This is a genomic window from Pseudoalteromonas obscura, assembly GCF_030135505.1.
GTDB lineage: Bacteria > Pseudomonadota > Gammaproteobacteria > Enterobacterales > Alteromonadaceae > Pseudoalteromonas > Pseudoalteromonas obscura.
Genome location: NZ_JASJUT010000002.1, coordinates 1 through 15,117, shown reverse-complemented (window position 1 = coordinate 15,117; position 15,117 = coordinate 1). Strand labels below are relative to the sequence as shown.

The window sequence follows — 15,117 nt, the reverse complement described above, 5'->3', positions numbered from 1 at the left end:
TGCGTTTTTTAATATGTTGGCTATTTTAGTTAGGTTTATAGCTGTTAAAAATTGACAGGTTTAATTGATAATCGGCTTATTCTTTGTTTTGGGGCGCTGGGAGAAATTAAATGCACGCACTTACGGTGGGAGAGGCGTTTTTAGATAAGCTGGAAGAGCAAAAACATGGTTCACACGCGGAGTGTGTGCTCACATACATCGTGGCGGGCGAAATGACTGTTGCCCATCGCGCTCCTTTTCAGGTTTTACCTGGCATGTTTAATATTGTGCCGCCCGGTGTCCCTCATTCCTTGCTAGAGGGGAGTGGGTTACAGGTTTTGTGGTTGAGCTTTTGTCCAGATTGTTTGAGTTTAACATCAAGTGACTTAATGATGCCGTTTGAATGTGTCAAAAGGGGGGAGCTACCAGCACGCAAAACCCAACAGAATAGACGTGAATTTATCGTCACATTATTTCATGAGTTGATGGTGGCACAGCAACGAAAACTCGCTTTAGAAGTCCAGCGCAGCTTTGTCATTCTATTATTAAATGAGCTTAATCAGGCAAGCGCATTGGCGTCAAACCAAACCCAATATAATGCAAAGGTTGAAAGCGCACTGGCTTATATTCAAGCTAATTTTCTACAGCCCATTGGGTTAAATGAAGTGAGTACGGCTGTGCATGTTAGCCCCCCATATCTGGCGACCCTATTTAAGCGAGAAACAGGCTATACAGTAGGACAATGGATCACTGAAAAACGTTTGGCTCAAGCCTGTACTCAGCTATTACATACCGCTTTACCTGTCAGTCAGTTGGCTGAAACATTAGGTTGGAGTGATACCACACATTTTATTCGCCAATTTAAAAAGCATTTAGGTCAGACGCCAGCGGCGTGGCGTAAAGAAAATAAAAAGTAGTTTTTTCTCATACCCCAAGATGCTTTTAATTGCCCAATTAGCTATTAACTTGGTGTGCTTAATCGAAGGTTGGGATCTCCCTTACAGTCTATCAATGAGTTATTGGTATTTCCTTGATGGTGAAGGCAACGGCCTGCTGGCAATAATCACCAATAAACAGACAGGTAGCTACAATCCAAAACGCTAGGGCCATGACGATATCATGGCCTTTTTTGGTGATTTAGCAGAGCAAATCTTTAAGACTGCGGTTAACTAGCTGGTCTGCTTGTCGTGTGGTTTCTGGCAGGCGATACTTTGGAGTGAGCTTATGTATCCATGCGACCGCCGTATCTATGCTTACCCTGTGTCCAATTGAAACAAATACGGGCTTAATACCGTCTTGTGTTCTCAGTACTTTTCCAATACACGTTTGATGATCTATTAAATCTGTGCAGCTGCCTTTTTGGCTCTCTGGCATCTGATATTCACCAACTAATTTGGTTTTACCACACCCTATAGTTGGGATATCAAGTAAAACACCTAAATGGCTCGCCATCCCGAAACGCTTTGGGTGTGCTATGCCGTGACCGTCACAGACAATTAAATCAGGCGTGACAGAAAGTTTCTTGATAGCACTAAGTAATGGCGGTATTTCTCGAAAAGAAAAAAGCCCTGGAATATAAGGAAAACTTATCGATTCTACAACACTACAGGATTCGATCACTTCAAGTGTTTTTGCATCTAAAAGTACAGCTGCACCAACAACTTGGTTACTGTCTTCGTCATAGGCAACATCGACACCAGCTATTGTGTCTATATACGCCAATTTATCAGAGGTAATGACTTTGTCGGCGAAGGATGTCTGGATCTCTATTGCTTGTTCTTCGGTTTGTGGTGCATCGTATTGGATCATGCTGACTACTTAAAATGGACAAGATTGACCAATAGAATAGGGATTAAAAATCTAAATTCAATGGCATTGAGCTTTAATTGGGCAAGTTTGAGAGTGTAAGTACCTTTACACCTTTACATATTGTGCAAAGGCATAAAGATACTGGCAATTTCAATAGTTAATAGAGGTTCTAAAGTCATATCTAAACCCAACAGACAGCGAGTCAAAATCTTGGTTGTTGGTATAAGATTTAGTCAGGTATTCAAAGTGCACGCGCAGTGGTGGTGTGGGTAGCCACTCCAAAGTTAAATTGTACCCGTCATAACTTTGATTGTTTGGGTCGCTGTTGTTATAACCATCGTCAAAATCAAAATAGCCGGTTTTGAGCTTATAGTATTTACTCAACTTGTAGGCAAATGACAAATCTAGAGTTGAGCCATCTCTATCCGCAACATTTTCTCTTTCATAGGTTTTATCTTGATAAGACACTGCGGCATAAAACCTGTCGGTAAACTCATATGCCAAAGAGCCTGCCCACAGCGAGTTTTCGCCAAGTCGCACTTGCTGGTCGTATACATCATTCATTTGATAGGTAATTGCGGCGTGTAAACCGTCTTTGTTATAACTGACACCCGCATTAAATAAGTCATTGTTATTGTCATTGTTGTCGCCATCAAATTGGCCGACAGCAACAAAAGTAATAGGACCAGTATCAAGACGATAACTAATTAGATTATCGACAAAAAAGAGGCTTTCAACATCGTACGCAAAAGGGCTATTTGCATGATTAAATATGTCGACATACTCGGCAATAAACAGGTATTGAGCAGGGCGTTGTTTACCGATGCCAAAGCGCCCAACAGGCGTAACAAGAGCCGTATAAGCGCGCCGTGAACGGCCAAACTCTCCGGTATTTTGGACATCAATACTCCATTCGCCGTGCAGTTCTGCGGCCCAGTCATCATTAAACCTGTGAGTGGCCTTAACGCCAGCATGAGATAGGGCATCACGTACATCGTATTGGTCTTCACCTCTATCTTCAATTCGGCCGAAAGTTGGGCGCATGGTTGCATATACATCTAGGGTATGAGTTTTGGTCTCAGTGTTAACTTTAGGCGCCGGTTTTTCTGTCTTAGCCACGTCTTTAGGTTGGGGGATTTGGGTTATAAATCGTCGTTTCAGTTCTGCGAGCTGGGCTTCAAGTGCTTTGATATCTTCCATTGTGACTGGTCGGTTATCATTTGCAAAAACCGGGTAAGCAAATGAGGAACAAAGGAGTAAAAATACAAAAGGAGAGCCACTCGCTGTTTTCATAGTGTTTAAACCAATTAGTTGCGATAAAGCGAATTATAGACAACACTTTTCGATGATGACTGATTTTTTTTGGCGAACAACTATGAAGATTAGAACCAAGTTTTCAGTCGCTTCTGCGCTGGTGGTGTTTATTATTATCCTAGTGTTCAGTGGCTCCACATACTGGTTTATCAACAATTCAATGAAGCAAAAAACAGCAGCTTATGTAGCGGATACGACGCAGTTGCTGGCAATAAGTATCAATAACTGGCTGTCTCAAAAAGCTGCACAAGTACATTTAGTTAAAACACAGTTAGACGTTGACTTTAGTGTCGAAAATTTTCAAAAGGCACTGAACACCCCCTATTTTAGTAGCTCATTTTTATTGGCATTTGGTACAGTTGAAACGGAAACTGGACTCAGATCAAATAATCCAAATCGTCAAAACCCTCCCGGTGTCGATTTTAGGCAACGCGCTTGGTACACGCTGGCAAAACAGCAGGGTAGAACAGTGTTCACCAGTCCTTATGTTGATGCCGCGACAGGCGAGTTGCTACTTTCAGTGGTATCACCGGTCAACTATCAAGGTCAGTTTAAAGGAGTGATAGGTGGTGATTTAAGTTTGACGACGATTGCCAACAGCATTAATGCAGTTGATTTTGACAAGACTGGTTTCGCATTTTTAGTTGATAAAGAAGGCGAGATTATTTCGCATCAACAAACAGAGCTGAATGGCAAAACACTGCGAGATATCTCTCCAAACTTGTCACTGTCAAAATTGCAATCAGTGCTTGAGGTGGAGGTTCAGGGGAAAGAGCATATTGTGTATTATTACCCTTTAGATGATCAATATGGAAGCGAGTGGTTTCTCGCGGTGATGCTTGATAAAGATAAAGTGTATCAAGTACTAAATCAAATGACGGTCAATACATTTATTATTGCGATCATTGCCATTGTGTTAGGCTCTCTAACGATAAGAACATTGGCTATTCATTTATTGAAACCATTAAAAGAGCTTGAGGCTGCGATAACAAATATAGCTTCAGGCAGTGGCGACCTCACGCAGCGTTTATCTATAAAAAATGACGATGAGTGCGGCAAGGTGGCACAGCAATTTAATATATTCTTAGGTTCATTACATCAACTTGTGTCACAAGTGAAGCATGGTACGGACATTGTGGTATCAAGTAGTGACGCGGCCAGAGAGTTGGCGACACAGTCTAGCTCTCGCTTGCAGGAGCAAGTCGGTTTAGTGGAAAGTTTGGCGACTGCAATGCATGAAATGAGTACGACTTCTAGTGAGATCGCAGGTAGTGCACAAAATGCAGCCAGTTCTATTACAACAGTAAATGATAAAACACGTGATGGGCAGCAGGTTTTCTTAGAAACGAAAAAGGAAATCACGGCACTGTCTGAAGAAATTAATGAATCTCACGCTATGAGTACGCAGCTAGCAGAGTATAGTCATAGCATCGAGAACATTCTATCGGTGATTAATGGGATTGCAGAGCAGACCAATTTACTTGCACTAAATGCTGCAATTGAGGCCGCAAGAGCGGGTGAGCAGGGGCGTGGATTTGCTGTGGTCGCAGATGAAGTCCGGTCTTTGGCGACAAAAACCCAAGAGTCCACAACAGAAATCAAAAGTATGATTGAGCAAATTCAGGTATCTTCAAACCAAGTGCAAAATGCGATGGGAGCAAGTCGGGATAAAACACTACTGTGTGTTGAACAAACAGAACATGCGACACAAATGCTTAACGAGATTTCCGAGTCGGTGAAAGATATCATGGATCGCAATATTCAAATTGCAACGGCCATTGAAGAACAAAGTGTGGTGATCGAAGAGATCAATAAAAATACCGCCAATATTAATGATATCAGTGTAGAAGTAGATAGCTTCTCGAGCCAGCAATATGAAGCGAGCCAAGAGCTGGCACAACAATCTCACGAACAAGAAGTACTGCTTTCAAAGTTCACTCTTTGACATAGGTAGGTGTTTTCAGTCGATTAAAAAGCACGTATCATTTTAGTTTAATGAAAACACCTGTGCTTGAGGAAGAGTTTATGGCCATATGGGTTGATGCAGATGCCTGTCCTGTCGTAATTAGAGAAATTTTGTTTCGTGCCGCTGTACGGACACAGGTTACTGTGACCTTGGTTGCCAATCAGTATTTAAAAACCCCCCCTTCTCCCTATATTTGTAAACTACAGGTGAGTGCGGGTTTTGATGTGGCTGACAATGAAATTGTAAAACGCATGTCTGCGGGTGATTTGGTGATAACCAGTGATATTCCTCTGGCAGCAGAAGTTATTGAAAAAGGTGGACTGGCGCTAAGCACTCGAGGGGAAATGTATACCACAGAAAATATTCGTGCTCGCTTAAATATGCGTGACTTCATGGATACATTAAGAAGTAGTGGCGTGCAAACAGGAGGGCCACCACCATTGAGCCAAAGCGAAAAGCAACAATTTGCAAATTGTCTAGATAGATGGTTGCAGCAGCACAAAACAAATCAAGCTTAACTTCAATGTGCACAGCCTTCATCAGCAAAATGGGCTGTGTGCTTACCTACCTCTTACTAAATATTATTTATTGATTTATCTCTTGCGATTGTATCGAGTTTATGGACATTATTACTCTGTCTGAAATTTGAGATGACGGTGCCGAGCTGTCTAACCGCTAAGGAGTATTCAATTGATAAGAGCGATGACAAAACAAGACTTTAGAGAATTCTGGCCTGTTTTTAAAGATGTCATATTACAGCAAGAAACCTATGCATTTGACCCTCAAATGGATGAAAACCGTGCTTATCAGATTTGGTGTGAGGAGCCAATCAAAGCTTTTGTCTATGAAGATAATGGACAAGTGATGGGGAGTTACTACCTCAAAGCGAATGCTATGGGTCCGAGTGACCACATCTGCAATTGTGGTTATATGGTTTCACCGCAGGCACGAGGAAAGGGGGTGGCAAGAAAATTATGTGAACATTCACAACAACAGGCACTCTTACTGGGGTTTCGAGCCATGCAGTTTAATTCCGTGGTGTCGAGCAATCAAATTGCCGTAGCACTTTGGGAAAAGCTAGGTTACGAGATCATTGGAACTATCCCTAAAGCATATCGACACCCCCACTTAGGTTTGATTGACAGTTACATAATGTATAAGTGGCTAGAGTAAAAAACTAAAAAGGCGTCAATATGAACAAGGACTTGGCATTTTATTATTTAGCAGATAAACCCGAGCATTTACCGACTGTGGCAGCTTGGTACTACAAGGAATGGTGTGAGCAAAGTGGCCGTTACTCCCTAGCTGAATTAACTGAAAAGCTAGAAAAGTCGTTAAGTATAAGCGAGTTACCCGTGAACATTGTTGCACTTGAAAATGATGAGTTGGTTGCTGCGGCCGAATTAAAGATCCGAGAAATGGAAGCGTATCCGCAATACGAACATTGGTTAGGTGGGGTATATGTTGCCCCCGAAGCGAGAGGCAAGCAGTTGGCCACAGCATTGGTTAGTTATCTTTTGGATAAAGCTAAAATGGCGAACATTGAGACGCTTTATTTGCAAACTGAACATTTGCAAGGCGGTTTGTATTGTGAGCTGGGGTTTAAGCCCCTATTTGAGGCCGAATCAAAAGGTTATCAGGTATTGGTCATGAGCAAAGAGTTATAAGGGATGAGATGATCACGGGCATTAACCACATTACGCTATCAGTGTTGAATTTGACGCGTTCCATAGAGTTTTATCAAAACTTGGGGCGAAGGCACATGTGCGTTGGCAAAGTGGCGCATATTTATCTTTTGGGGAATTGTGGCTGTGTCTTAGTATTTGTGAGCAGCCAAGTAGTAAATTCAATGCGCATGAAGACTATACACACATTGCATTGAATATTGAGCCAGAAAATTTCGTTGAATACCAGCAGAAGGTTGAGCGTCTAGATATACAACACTGGCAGCAAAATAGGAGTGAAGGCGAGTCTCTTTATATTCTTGATCCTGATGGTCACAAATTGGAGGTGCATGTGGGCTCAATGCAAAGTCGCTTAAATAGCTTAAAAGCCAATCCCTACAACGAGTTAGTATGGTATGAAGAACATTAAGTAGACCATGATAAGGCATCATTGGTATTTTAAAATTAGCAATAGATATTCCGTTAATGTTATTACATAACAATGGTTTACCGTGTTTTTTTTCGACTGCTAAAATTGACATTATGACTAGCACTAATTATATTATCAGCTCATTTTATAATGCTAAGGTGCTAGTTTGAGCGTCAGAATAATTGTCAACGTTATGCTTATGATAGTGATTGCTTTGCAGTCAGTATCTTCGGTTGCGTCGTTGTCAGATCTCCATTTAGTTGACGCACAGCATTTGCAAACCACTCACCTACATCAGCATAATGAACGTGTAACAACGGTGGTGGAATTTGATGAGCATGGACATGCAATTCAGGATTGCCACCATTGTGGCCACTGCTCTGGAAGTCACACTTCTTGGGTAACAGTTCAACCTTCGACAAATACTATTTTAAAAACGTCTTTAAGTACTTTTACAGTCCCTGATGCGCAGATACGCAAAAGAGTCGAGTCAAAATATAAACCTCCCATCTTATCTTAAGCTTTTAACTTTTAGTTCGTCGAGTGCCGCTTAGGGCTGAAATTCGGCGAGCGAATAAATTAAACGCTTAGTTACAGCTATACCCCAAGCCAGATCTGGCTATATAGACTAAGTAAATAAATTCGTGGATTTTTATTCACGTGGTTTTGTCATGCCGATAACGCGTCCACATGTATATGGAAGCGGCATTATCTTGTGCATGACTTTGCCGCCCGGGCTCATGAACTCGTAACCAAGCCTAGGGTTGGCAAATGGAGGTTTTATTAATGAACATTAAAGCAAAACGACACTTGCAACTCATTCTTTTCCTTTTTGGTATAAATAATACAAGTATATTGGCCGCGTCTGCGGAGCATGAACACTCGGCACAAGTGGATAGCCATGGTGATGCTGCGAATGATCATCAACATGAAGAAACGCATAAACATGGGACACATGAGAATGCGCTGGAACATGAAATAAACACAGTTGTTTTAAATAAAGCACAGCGCTTATTGGCTGGTATTGAAGTAGCTGATATTTATCCAAAAGAGTTTCACCTGAGTTATTACGCACCAGCAGAAGTAAAAGCGAATGGCTATACCAGCTATATAGTGTCTCCAAGAACAGAGTCAGTGGTGGTGAGCCGTCATGTAATATTGGGTGAAAAAGTTAAAAAAGGGCAAAAGTTAGTTACCTTGTTTAGTCATGACATGGCGCAAGCTCAAGCCAATTACTTGCTGGCAAAAAGTGATTGGGAGAGAGTAGAAAAACTGGCGAACAATGCTATCAGTGAGAGTGAGCGAGTTGCCGTGAAAACCAAATACAGTGCGGCGTACGGCCAACTTGTTGCGTTGGGACTGAGTGACTTTGCAATAAAGTCACTACAATCCTCAGCCAGTGATACGCTGGGACAATATTCGCTTGTTGCGCAACAAGCCGGGATTGTATTGAAGGATGAGTTTTCTCAAGGGCAAAGAATTTCTGCTGGAAGCGCACTGATGTTATTAGCGGATGAAACCACACTCTGGGTTGAGGCCAAGCTGTCTGTTGAAGCGGAACTTGAACCAAAAAATATAGCGACCGCTTTAGTTTCATTCAAAAACTATGAATACGTTGCCAAAGTGATCCAGCAAACACACACCATAGATACCAAAACACGGACTAAAATTATTCGTCTTTCAGTCGAAAATAAAGACGATGTATTGCATGCAGGCATGTTTGTCGATGTGAACTTTATTGTTCCCTCTGCGCAAAAAGCAATGTTAGTACCTGAATCGGCTGTAATGCGCAATGAAGAGCAAAATTGGGTTGTTTTTGTTGAGCAGCCTGACGCGTCGTTTTTACCAACCGAAATACGTTTAGGTTCCCAAATTAATGAGGAGCGTATTGTGTTTGGCTTGCCAAGTGGTAGCCGTATTGCAGTTAAGGGCGCATTTTTTATTGCTTCAGAGTTCGCTAAAAGTGGCTTTGATCCGCATAACCATTGAGGGTAAAAATGATGCTAAATAATACTATTTTATGGGCGGTCAACAATCGATATCTAGTCCTTATTGCGGTTGTCATACTCATGGTTGCGAGTATTTTTTCAGTTCAGAAAATAAACTTAGATGCCTTTCCTGACGTGACTAGCACACAGGTTGTTGTCAATACAGAAGCCCCGGGACTTGCTGCGCAAGAAGTCGAGCAATTGATCACCTTCCCGATAGAGGCTGTGATGTACGCATTGCCTGATGTAGAAGAAGTGAGATCTATCTCTAAAACCGGCCTGTCAGGTGTTACCGTTGTGTTCAAAGAAGGCGTGGATATTTATTTCGCCAGACAATTGGTATTTGAACGTCTACAAGATGCTAAAGAGTTGATCCCTACAGGAGCTGGCACTCCAAAGATGGGGCCAAATACATCAGGGTTAGGACAAGTATTTCAGTATCTCTTGGTTTCAGAAGAGGGTGCAGGCTTTGACAAAATGGCATTGAGAAGTCTCAATGATTGGCTTGTAAAATTGTTACTGATGCCAGTTGATGGCGTAACGGATGTGCTGTCATTTGGCGGTGAAGTTCGACAGTATCAAGTCAATTTAAATCCCAAAAAGTTATTGGCATATCAGCTGAGTCAGTCAGATGTAAACGCTGCGTTGGATGAAAATAATGTGAATGCAGGTGGCTGGTATATGAACCGAGGGCAGGAGCAGTTAGTGATCCGGGGCGCAGGTTGGTATGCCAGTGGAGAGCAAGGTATTGCACAGATTGCGCAGGTACCCGTTAAGGTAGTCGATGGGACAGTGATCACAATTGCCGATGTAGCAAGTGTTGGGTTTGGTACAGAAATACGCCAGGGCGCAGTTACCATGACTCGCCGTGATAGCGCTGGGGATGTGCGCGCTATGGGGGAAGTGGTCTCTGGCATCGTACTTAAACGAAGTGGTGCAAACAGCAAAGATACGATAGACGCGATCCACCAAAGGCTTGACTACATACAGCAAGCGCTGCCCAAGGGGGTAAAACTAATTCCTTTTTACGACCAAGCTGATTTAGTAGAGCAAGCTGTAACAACCGTAGTCAAAGCACTAGGGTTAGCGTTTGTTTTCATCACTTTTATATTGTCGCTATTTTTATTGAATATAAGAGCAACACTGTTGGTACTTATTTCTATTCCATTGTCTATTGGGTTAGCGATGATGACCATGACTTGGATGGGCGTGTCAGCAAATTTAATGTCACTGGGTGGTGTTGCTATTGCAATCGGTATGTTGGTAGATGGATCTGTAGTCATGATCGAAAATATTGTGCGAAAGCTTAATATACGAGCTGACAAAGCGAAGGAAAACCAAGAGGGTATTGCTACCTTGGTAAGTAACGCTGCTCAGGAAGTTGCACGTTCGATCTTTTTTGCATCTTTGGTCATTTTAATTGTGTTTTTGCCTCTATTTAGTTTTGAAGGAGTTGAAGCTAAAATGTTTGAACCTATGGCCACGAGCATTATGCTCGCGATTGTTTTTGCGATCATTGTGGCTTTAACGATTGTTCCTGCATTGGCTTGTATTGTTTATCGGCTAAATTTTAAGCCCCGAACCCATCAGTTATTTACGCGTTTAGAGACAGTTTATCGAGCAAGTTTGTTAAGAGTTATGTCCAGCAAGCGAGTATTGCTAGTGGCTTTGATTGGTTTAATTAGTCTCAGCGCTTATTTAGCATCAAAAATAGGTACTGAGTTTATGCCTGAGCTCGAAGAAGGGACCATAAACTTACGTGTAACGCTGGCCTCATCAGCTAGTTTAGATACTGCGCTGAGCGTGGCGCCCAAAATAGAAGAAAGGTTATTGGCTTTTCCTGAAGTCACTTATGCGTTGAGTAGAATAGGACGTGCAGAAATAGGTGGGGATCCGGAGCCAGTTAATAATATAGAAATCTATATAGGGCTAAAGCCAATTGAGCAGTGGCAAAGTGCTCATAGTCGCTCAGAATTACAGGCCCTGATGAAAGAAAAGCTCGAAGTGTTTCCTGGGGTATTACTGAATTTCTCGCAACCAATTGCAACGCGCGTTGATGAATTACTTTCTGGTGTGAAAGCACAGCTGGCAATTAAGCTATTTGGTCCTGACCTTGAGGTTTTGGCTGCAAAAGGAGCTGAACTAGAGCGGGCAATCAGTCAAGTAGAGGGAACTACCGATGTGGCCATGGAGCAAATTACTGGTGAGGCGCAATTATTGATAACACCTAAAAGGCAGGCTTTATCAAGATATGGTCTATCGGTTTCAGATGTGATGTCGATTATCAATGATGGTGTTGGAGGCCGCAGAGGCGGTCAGATTGTTAATGGTAATGAGAGATACGATATTTATATTCGTCTGGAATCACAATTTCGCAAAAATGCACAGGCCATTGCTGAGATGACCTTACTGTCTCCGCAAGGAGAATGGATTAGATTGGGTGATGTAGCAAATATTGAGCTGAGTTCTGGTGCAGTGCAAATTAGACGTGATGATGTACAGCGGCGTGTAGTCATACAAGCGAATGTGCAAGGGCAGGATATGGGGAGTGTTGTGGCCAATGTTCGACAGCAAATTGCATCAAATGTAGAGCTGCCAGCAGGGTATACAATCTCAATTGGTGGGCAATTTGAAAGTCAACAACGAGCGCAAAACCGTTTGCAAGTGATAGTTCCTTTGTCGATATTGCTTATTGCACTGATGTTGTTCTTAGCATTTAATTCTGTGAGGCAAGTTGCCCTCATTTTGCTCAATATTCCGCTTGCGATTGCCGGGGGGGTTATTGCGCTCTATTTCTCTGGTTTGTATTTATCTGTTGCCAGTTCAGTAGGCTTTATTACGTTATTTGGGGTTGCAATTTTGAATGGTGTAGTGATGATCGAAAGCATCAATGCGAGGTGTACTAATCAGGGACAGCTGTTGGCTGTTTTAGATGGAGCAACATCAAGATTACGACCAGTGCTTATGACGGCAACAACATCTGCATTAGGTTTGATACCTATGATACTGTCGCAAGGTGTTGGGGCGGAGCTGCAAAAACCCATTGCGATTGTCGTTGTTGGCGGTTTGGTTAGCTCGACATTGTTAACCTTATTTGTGTTGCCAAGCTTTTATCCTGTTTTTACAACGAAAAGAGGGCGTGATAAATCTAATTTGAACTAACATGCAACCATATATTAGGCTCTTCCTAGGGCCTAAAATTTGGAGTGTATTAAAATGGTACGGCAATTTGAGAGTTTTAACGAGTTTTATCAATTCTACCTGACTGAGCACAGCGATAAAAATTGTCGACGAATGCACTTTATCGGCTCGGCTTTAGTGCTTGTCACACTGTGTGTGAGCATGATCTTGCAGCTATGGTCGCTGCTGATACTTCTTCCTTTTTTTGGTTATGGCTTTGCGTGGTTTGGGCACTTTTTTTTCGAAGGAAATAGGCCCGCCACTTTTACTCATCCATTTTATAGCTTGTTAGCAGATTGGGTGATGTTTAAAGATATCATCACCCGCAAAGTGACTATTTAGTGGATGTATTTGGCTCTGTCTTTACTGGTTGGTTAAGCAGATAAACAGCACATAGTGCAAAGGCTCCACCAAGAAACATTGTTAAACTGAGTGACTCATTAAAATACCAAATGGACATACCCATAGCTGTAACTGGCACGATAAAGATAAAAGAGCTGGAACGGCTTGGGCCAAGTTGTTGTGTTGCTAAAAAGAAAATGCTGGTGGCAATACTGACAACGATAATTGACAAGTAAAACATGTGATACCAATAGGTGGCAGAGTAGCTTGTAATGTTTTGTATCGGTGATAGCTCATAGGCAAATACATAACTTAATAGAGTTGCCCAAAAGTACATTAACGTGCTGAAGGTAAGAAAATCGCAAAATTTTGTACCCTGCTTACTGATAAGTGTTAAGAATGCCCAAGTCAATGATGCTAGTAAAAAGTACGCATTACCGGACGCCAATACTTGCGCGCTATCAAAGTGCCAAACTTCAATCATTAATAAGCCACCAACTAAGCCTATCACGCAGCCGAGCACTTGCTTGGTAGATAAAGCAATGCGCAGAATCATAGTGCTAAGAATAATCGTAAATATCGGATTGGTTGTTGTAACTAGCATACCACCTTTACCAGGCAATCCGTCGAGCAAGCCGAGGAAGAAAAACTGGTTATACATCGCCATTAGGGTACCTGCTGGCAATGACCAAAAGATGGCTTTGTTAGAGCAAAATAATCTCTGCAACTTAGCTTTTTTTACAAACAATAAAATAGGCAACATACTAATCGTGGCTAGTGCAATACGGTAAAACACAGTGACTTTTGCGGGAGCCATATCGGCAATAATTTTTCCCGATATCCAGCTCGAACCCCATATCAGCATGGCAGTGATCAGAGCAAATATGACGCTTGTGTCCTTGGATGAAGTGTCTAGTACTGTTGTGGACATTATTTTCCTCGCAAATCGAAAGATCAGGCTTAAATGTTCGCGGTTGATTTAAGGTTGATAGGATTGATGTGGCGCTAGAGTAACACTGCTTTACTAAAAAACTTACATTAATCGATGAAATTGTATACTTTATTTAATTAATGTGATTAAGAATAGCTCAGGTAGTATATATGTATTACACATGATTATTTAATAAGCACGGTAAGGGGGGATTTGTCGTTAAAGTATTTTAGAGCTATATGCTGGGTTGGTAAGTGCATTGTATAAAAGTTATTCTTATAAACAGAAAATGATATCTGTTCAAAACTGAGAAAACACCGGTTACACGCATACTGTAATGCCCCGTAATTGCATTTAATCCTAATATCCCTATAGTTGCACATAGATTATCCAGTTTGAGGGAAACGCTATGTCTGCTAAGGTAACCGTTACATTTATTAATAAAACAGATACACCAATGTTTGCGTTCTTATGCCAAGAAAACCAGATACTTGCATTGACCCTTACGCAGATTTTTCCGGGTTCTGCGTATAGATTGTCTGAAGAAGTTGATAGTTTCGATGATCTACGAGTTGGATTTGGAAACTCTTGGTCAGAAGCGGAACTTGAAATGCAATTAAATGTAAAAAGAGGCATAACCGATTTCAATGTTACCTTGGATAGCGAAGGGGCTATGGAAATAGTCACAAATGGCGATTTGAAATTAAAGCGTAAACATTACTTCTATGATGTGGCAATTGGCCATTAGTTAGGTTTGATACCAAAAGCCCTTTTAAACGATTGCTTAGTAGAGCGTAGATTAAGATAGCGATACTTATCTGCGTTCAAACGAATTGATTGAATGGTCCTAGTACATATATCTCTAATCCCCACTTTTAGTTTAATACTTATTATTAAATTGCACTTTTTATAAAAAAACTCTTGATCCAAATTTGGATCTCCCTATAATGCGCACCCACTGACACGGCGGGACGCAAACAAAAACGCAAACCAAAGTGAAGGTGAAAGTTAAACGGAAAGCTTAATTAAGAAAAATTAAATTTTCTAGTTGACTTTAAAAGTGAAGCGGTTAATATGGCGCTCCACTTCGCAGCAACGCTGCGGTAATTAACCAAGGGTTAGTTACACCGTTCTTTAAAAATATGAAGCAATCATCTGTGTGGGCACTCGTACAGATTGAGTTCTAACAGCTCTTGATTCAGGAGCAAAAGAATTAGAGTCTCAATTTTACTGAGTGACTATATAGTCAATTTATACAGAATTCATTGAGCACGAAACTTCGGTTTCAAAAAACTTTTAATTGAAGAGTTTGATCATGGCTCAGATTGAACGCTGGCGGCAGGCCTAACACATGCAAGTCGAGCGGAAACGAGAATAGCTTGCTATTCGGCGTCGAGCGGCGGACGGGTGAGTAATGCTTGGGAACGTGCCGTAAGGTGGGGGACAACCATTGGAAACGATGGCTAATACCGCATAATGTCTACGGACCAAAGGGGGCTTCGGCTCTCGCCTTA

General features: G+C 41.7%; 13 protein-coding genes, 1 rRNA gene and 1 pseudogene. 12 read left to right on the top strand and 3 right to left on the bottom strand.

Going from position 1 to position 15,117, the window contains the following annotated elements; all coding sequences use genetic code 11:
• Positions 1-110: 110 nt before the first annotated feature.
• Positions 111-896: a helix-turn-helix domain-containing protein gene (locus QNM18_RS04370; protein ID WP_284136475.1), complete on the top strand. Its 786-nt coding sequence runs from the start codon at positions 111-113 to the stop codon at positions 894-896.
• Between the two features lie 220 nt (positions 897-1,116).
• Here QNM18_RS04370 and nfi read toward each other — a convergent pair whose 3' ends face one another.
• Entirely contained in the window at positions 1,117-1,788 is a 672-nt protein-coding gene (nfi, locus tag QNM18_RS04365; protein ID WP_247687269.1) for a deoxyribonuclease V, read from the bottom strand.
• Between the two features lie 150 nt (positions 1,789-1,938).
• The gene (locus QNM18_RS04360; RefSeq protein WP_284136474.1) at positions 1,939-3,081 is read right to left on the bottom strand and encodes a porin; all 1,143 of its coding nucleotides are present in this window, start codon (positions 3,079-3,081) and stop codon (positions 1,939-1,941) included.
• Positions 3,082-3,163: 82 nt separating this feature from the next.
• Between QNM18_RS04360 and QNM18_RS04355 the strand changes: the two genes are divergently transcribed.
• The 9 genes and pseudogenes from QNM18_RS04355 (at position 3,164) to QNM18_RS04315 (ending at position 12,672) form a co-directional block, all read left to right on the top strand.
• The gene (locus QNM18_RS04355; protein WP_284136473.1) at positions 3,164-5,047 is read left to right on the top strand and encodes a methyl-accepting chemotaxis protein; all 1,884 of its coding nucleotides are present in this window, start codon (positions 3,164-3,166) and stop codon (positions 5,045-5,047) included.
• 80 nt (positions 5,048-5,127) lie between these two features.
• A complete protein-coding gene (locus QNM18_RS04350) occupies positions 5,128-5,586 on the top strand; it encodes a YaiI/YqxD family protein (RefSeq protein ID WP_023401347.1) in 459 nt (152 codons plus the stop codon).
• Between the two features lie 172 nt (positions 5,587-5,758).
• A complete protein-coding gene (locus QNM18_RS04345) occupies positions 5,759-6,241 on the top strand; it encodes a GNAT family N-acetyltransferase (protein ID WP_284136472.1) in 483 nt (160 codons plus the stop codon).
• A 20-nt stretch (positions 6,242-6,261) separates the two neighbouring features.
• Positions 6,262-6,735 carry a GNAT family N-acetyltransferase gene (locus tag QNM18_RS04340; RefSeq protein ID WP_284136471.1) on the top strand — a complete coding sequence of 158 codons (474 nt, stop codon included), beginning with the start codon at positions 6,262-6,264 and terminating at the stop codon, positions 6,733-6,735.
• An 8-nt stretch (positions 6,736-6,743) separates the two neighbouring features.
• Positions 6,744-7,162, top strand: a pseudogene (locus QNM18_RS04335) (fosfomycin resistance glutathione transferase).
• Positions 7,163-7,328: 166 nt separating this feature from the next.
• Positions 7,329-7,682 (top strand): hypothetical protein, encoded by a 354-nt coding sequence (locus QNM18_RS04330; protein WP_211009468.1) that lies wholly within the window; start codon positions 7,329-7,331, stop codon positions 7,680-7,682.
• 266 nt (positions 7,683-7,948) lie between these two features.
• On the top strand, positions 7,949-9,151 hold the full coding sequence (locus QNM18_RS04325; protein ID WP_284136470.1) for an efflux RND transporter periplasmic adaptor subunit: 1,203 nt from the start codon (positions 7,949-7,951) through the stop codon (positions 9,149-9,151).
• Between the two features lie 11 nt (positions 9,152-9,162).
• A complete protein-coding gene (locus QNM18_RS04320) occupies positions 9,163-12,312 on the top strand; it encodes an efflux RND transporter permease subunit (RefSeq protein ID WP_284136823.1) in 3,150 nt (1,049 codons plus the stop codon).
• A 54-nt stretch (positions 12,313-12,366) separates the two neighbouring features.
• Entirely contained in the window at positions 12,367-12,672 is a 306-nt protein-coding gene (locus tag QNM18_RS04315; RefSeq protein ID WP_211009466.1) for an Mpo1-like protein, read from the top strand.
• On the opposite strand, the gene QNM18_RS04310 is transcribed toward QNM18_RS04315, so the two are convergent.
• Entirely contained in the window at positions 12,665-13,603 is a 939-nt protein-coding gene (locus tag QNM18_RS04310) for a DMT family transporter (protein ID WP_284136469.1), read from the bottom strand. The two genes, QNM18_RS04315 and QNM18_RS04310, sit on opposite strands and share 8 nt — an antisense overlap.
• Before the next feature lie 409 nt (positions 13,604-14,012).
• Between QNM18_RS04310 and QNM18_RS04305 the strand changes: the two genes are divergently transcribed.
• Positions 14,013-14,351: a hypothetical protein gene (locus QNM18_RS04305; RefSeq protein ID WP_211009464.1), complete on the top strand. Its 339-nt coding sequence runs from the start codon at positions 14,013-14,015 to the stop codon at positions 14,349-14,351.
• Between the two features lie 549 nt (positions 14,352-14,900).
• Positions 14,901-15,117: ribosomal RNA gene (locus tag QNM18_RS04300) — 16S ribosomal RNA — on the top strand; the annotation flags it as partial.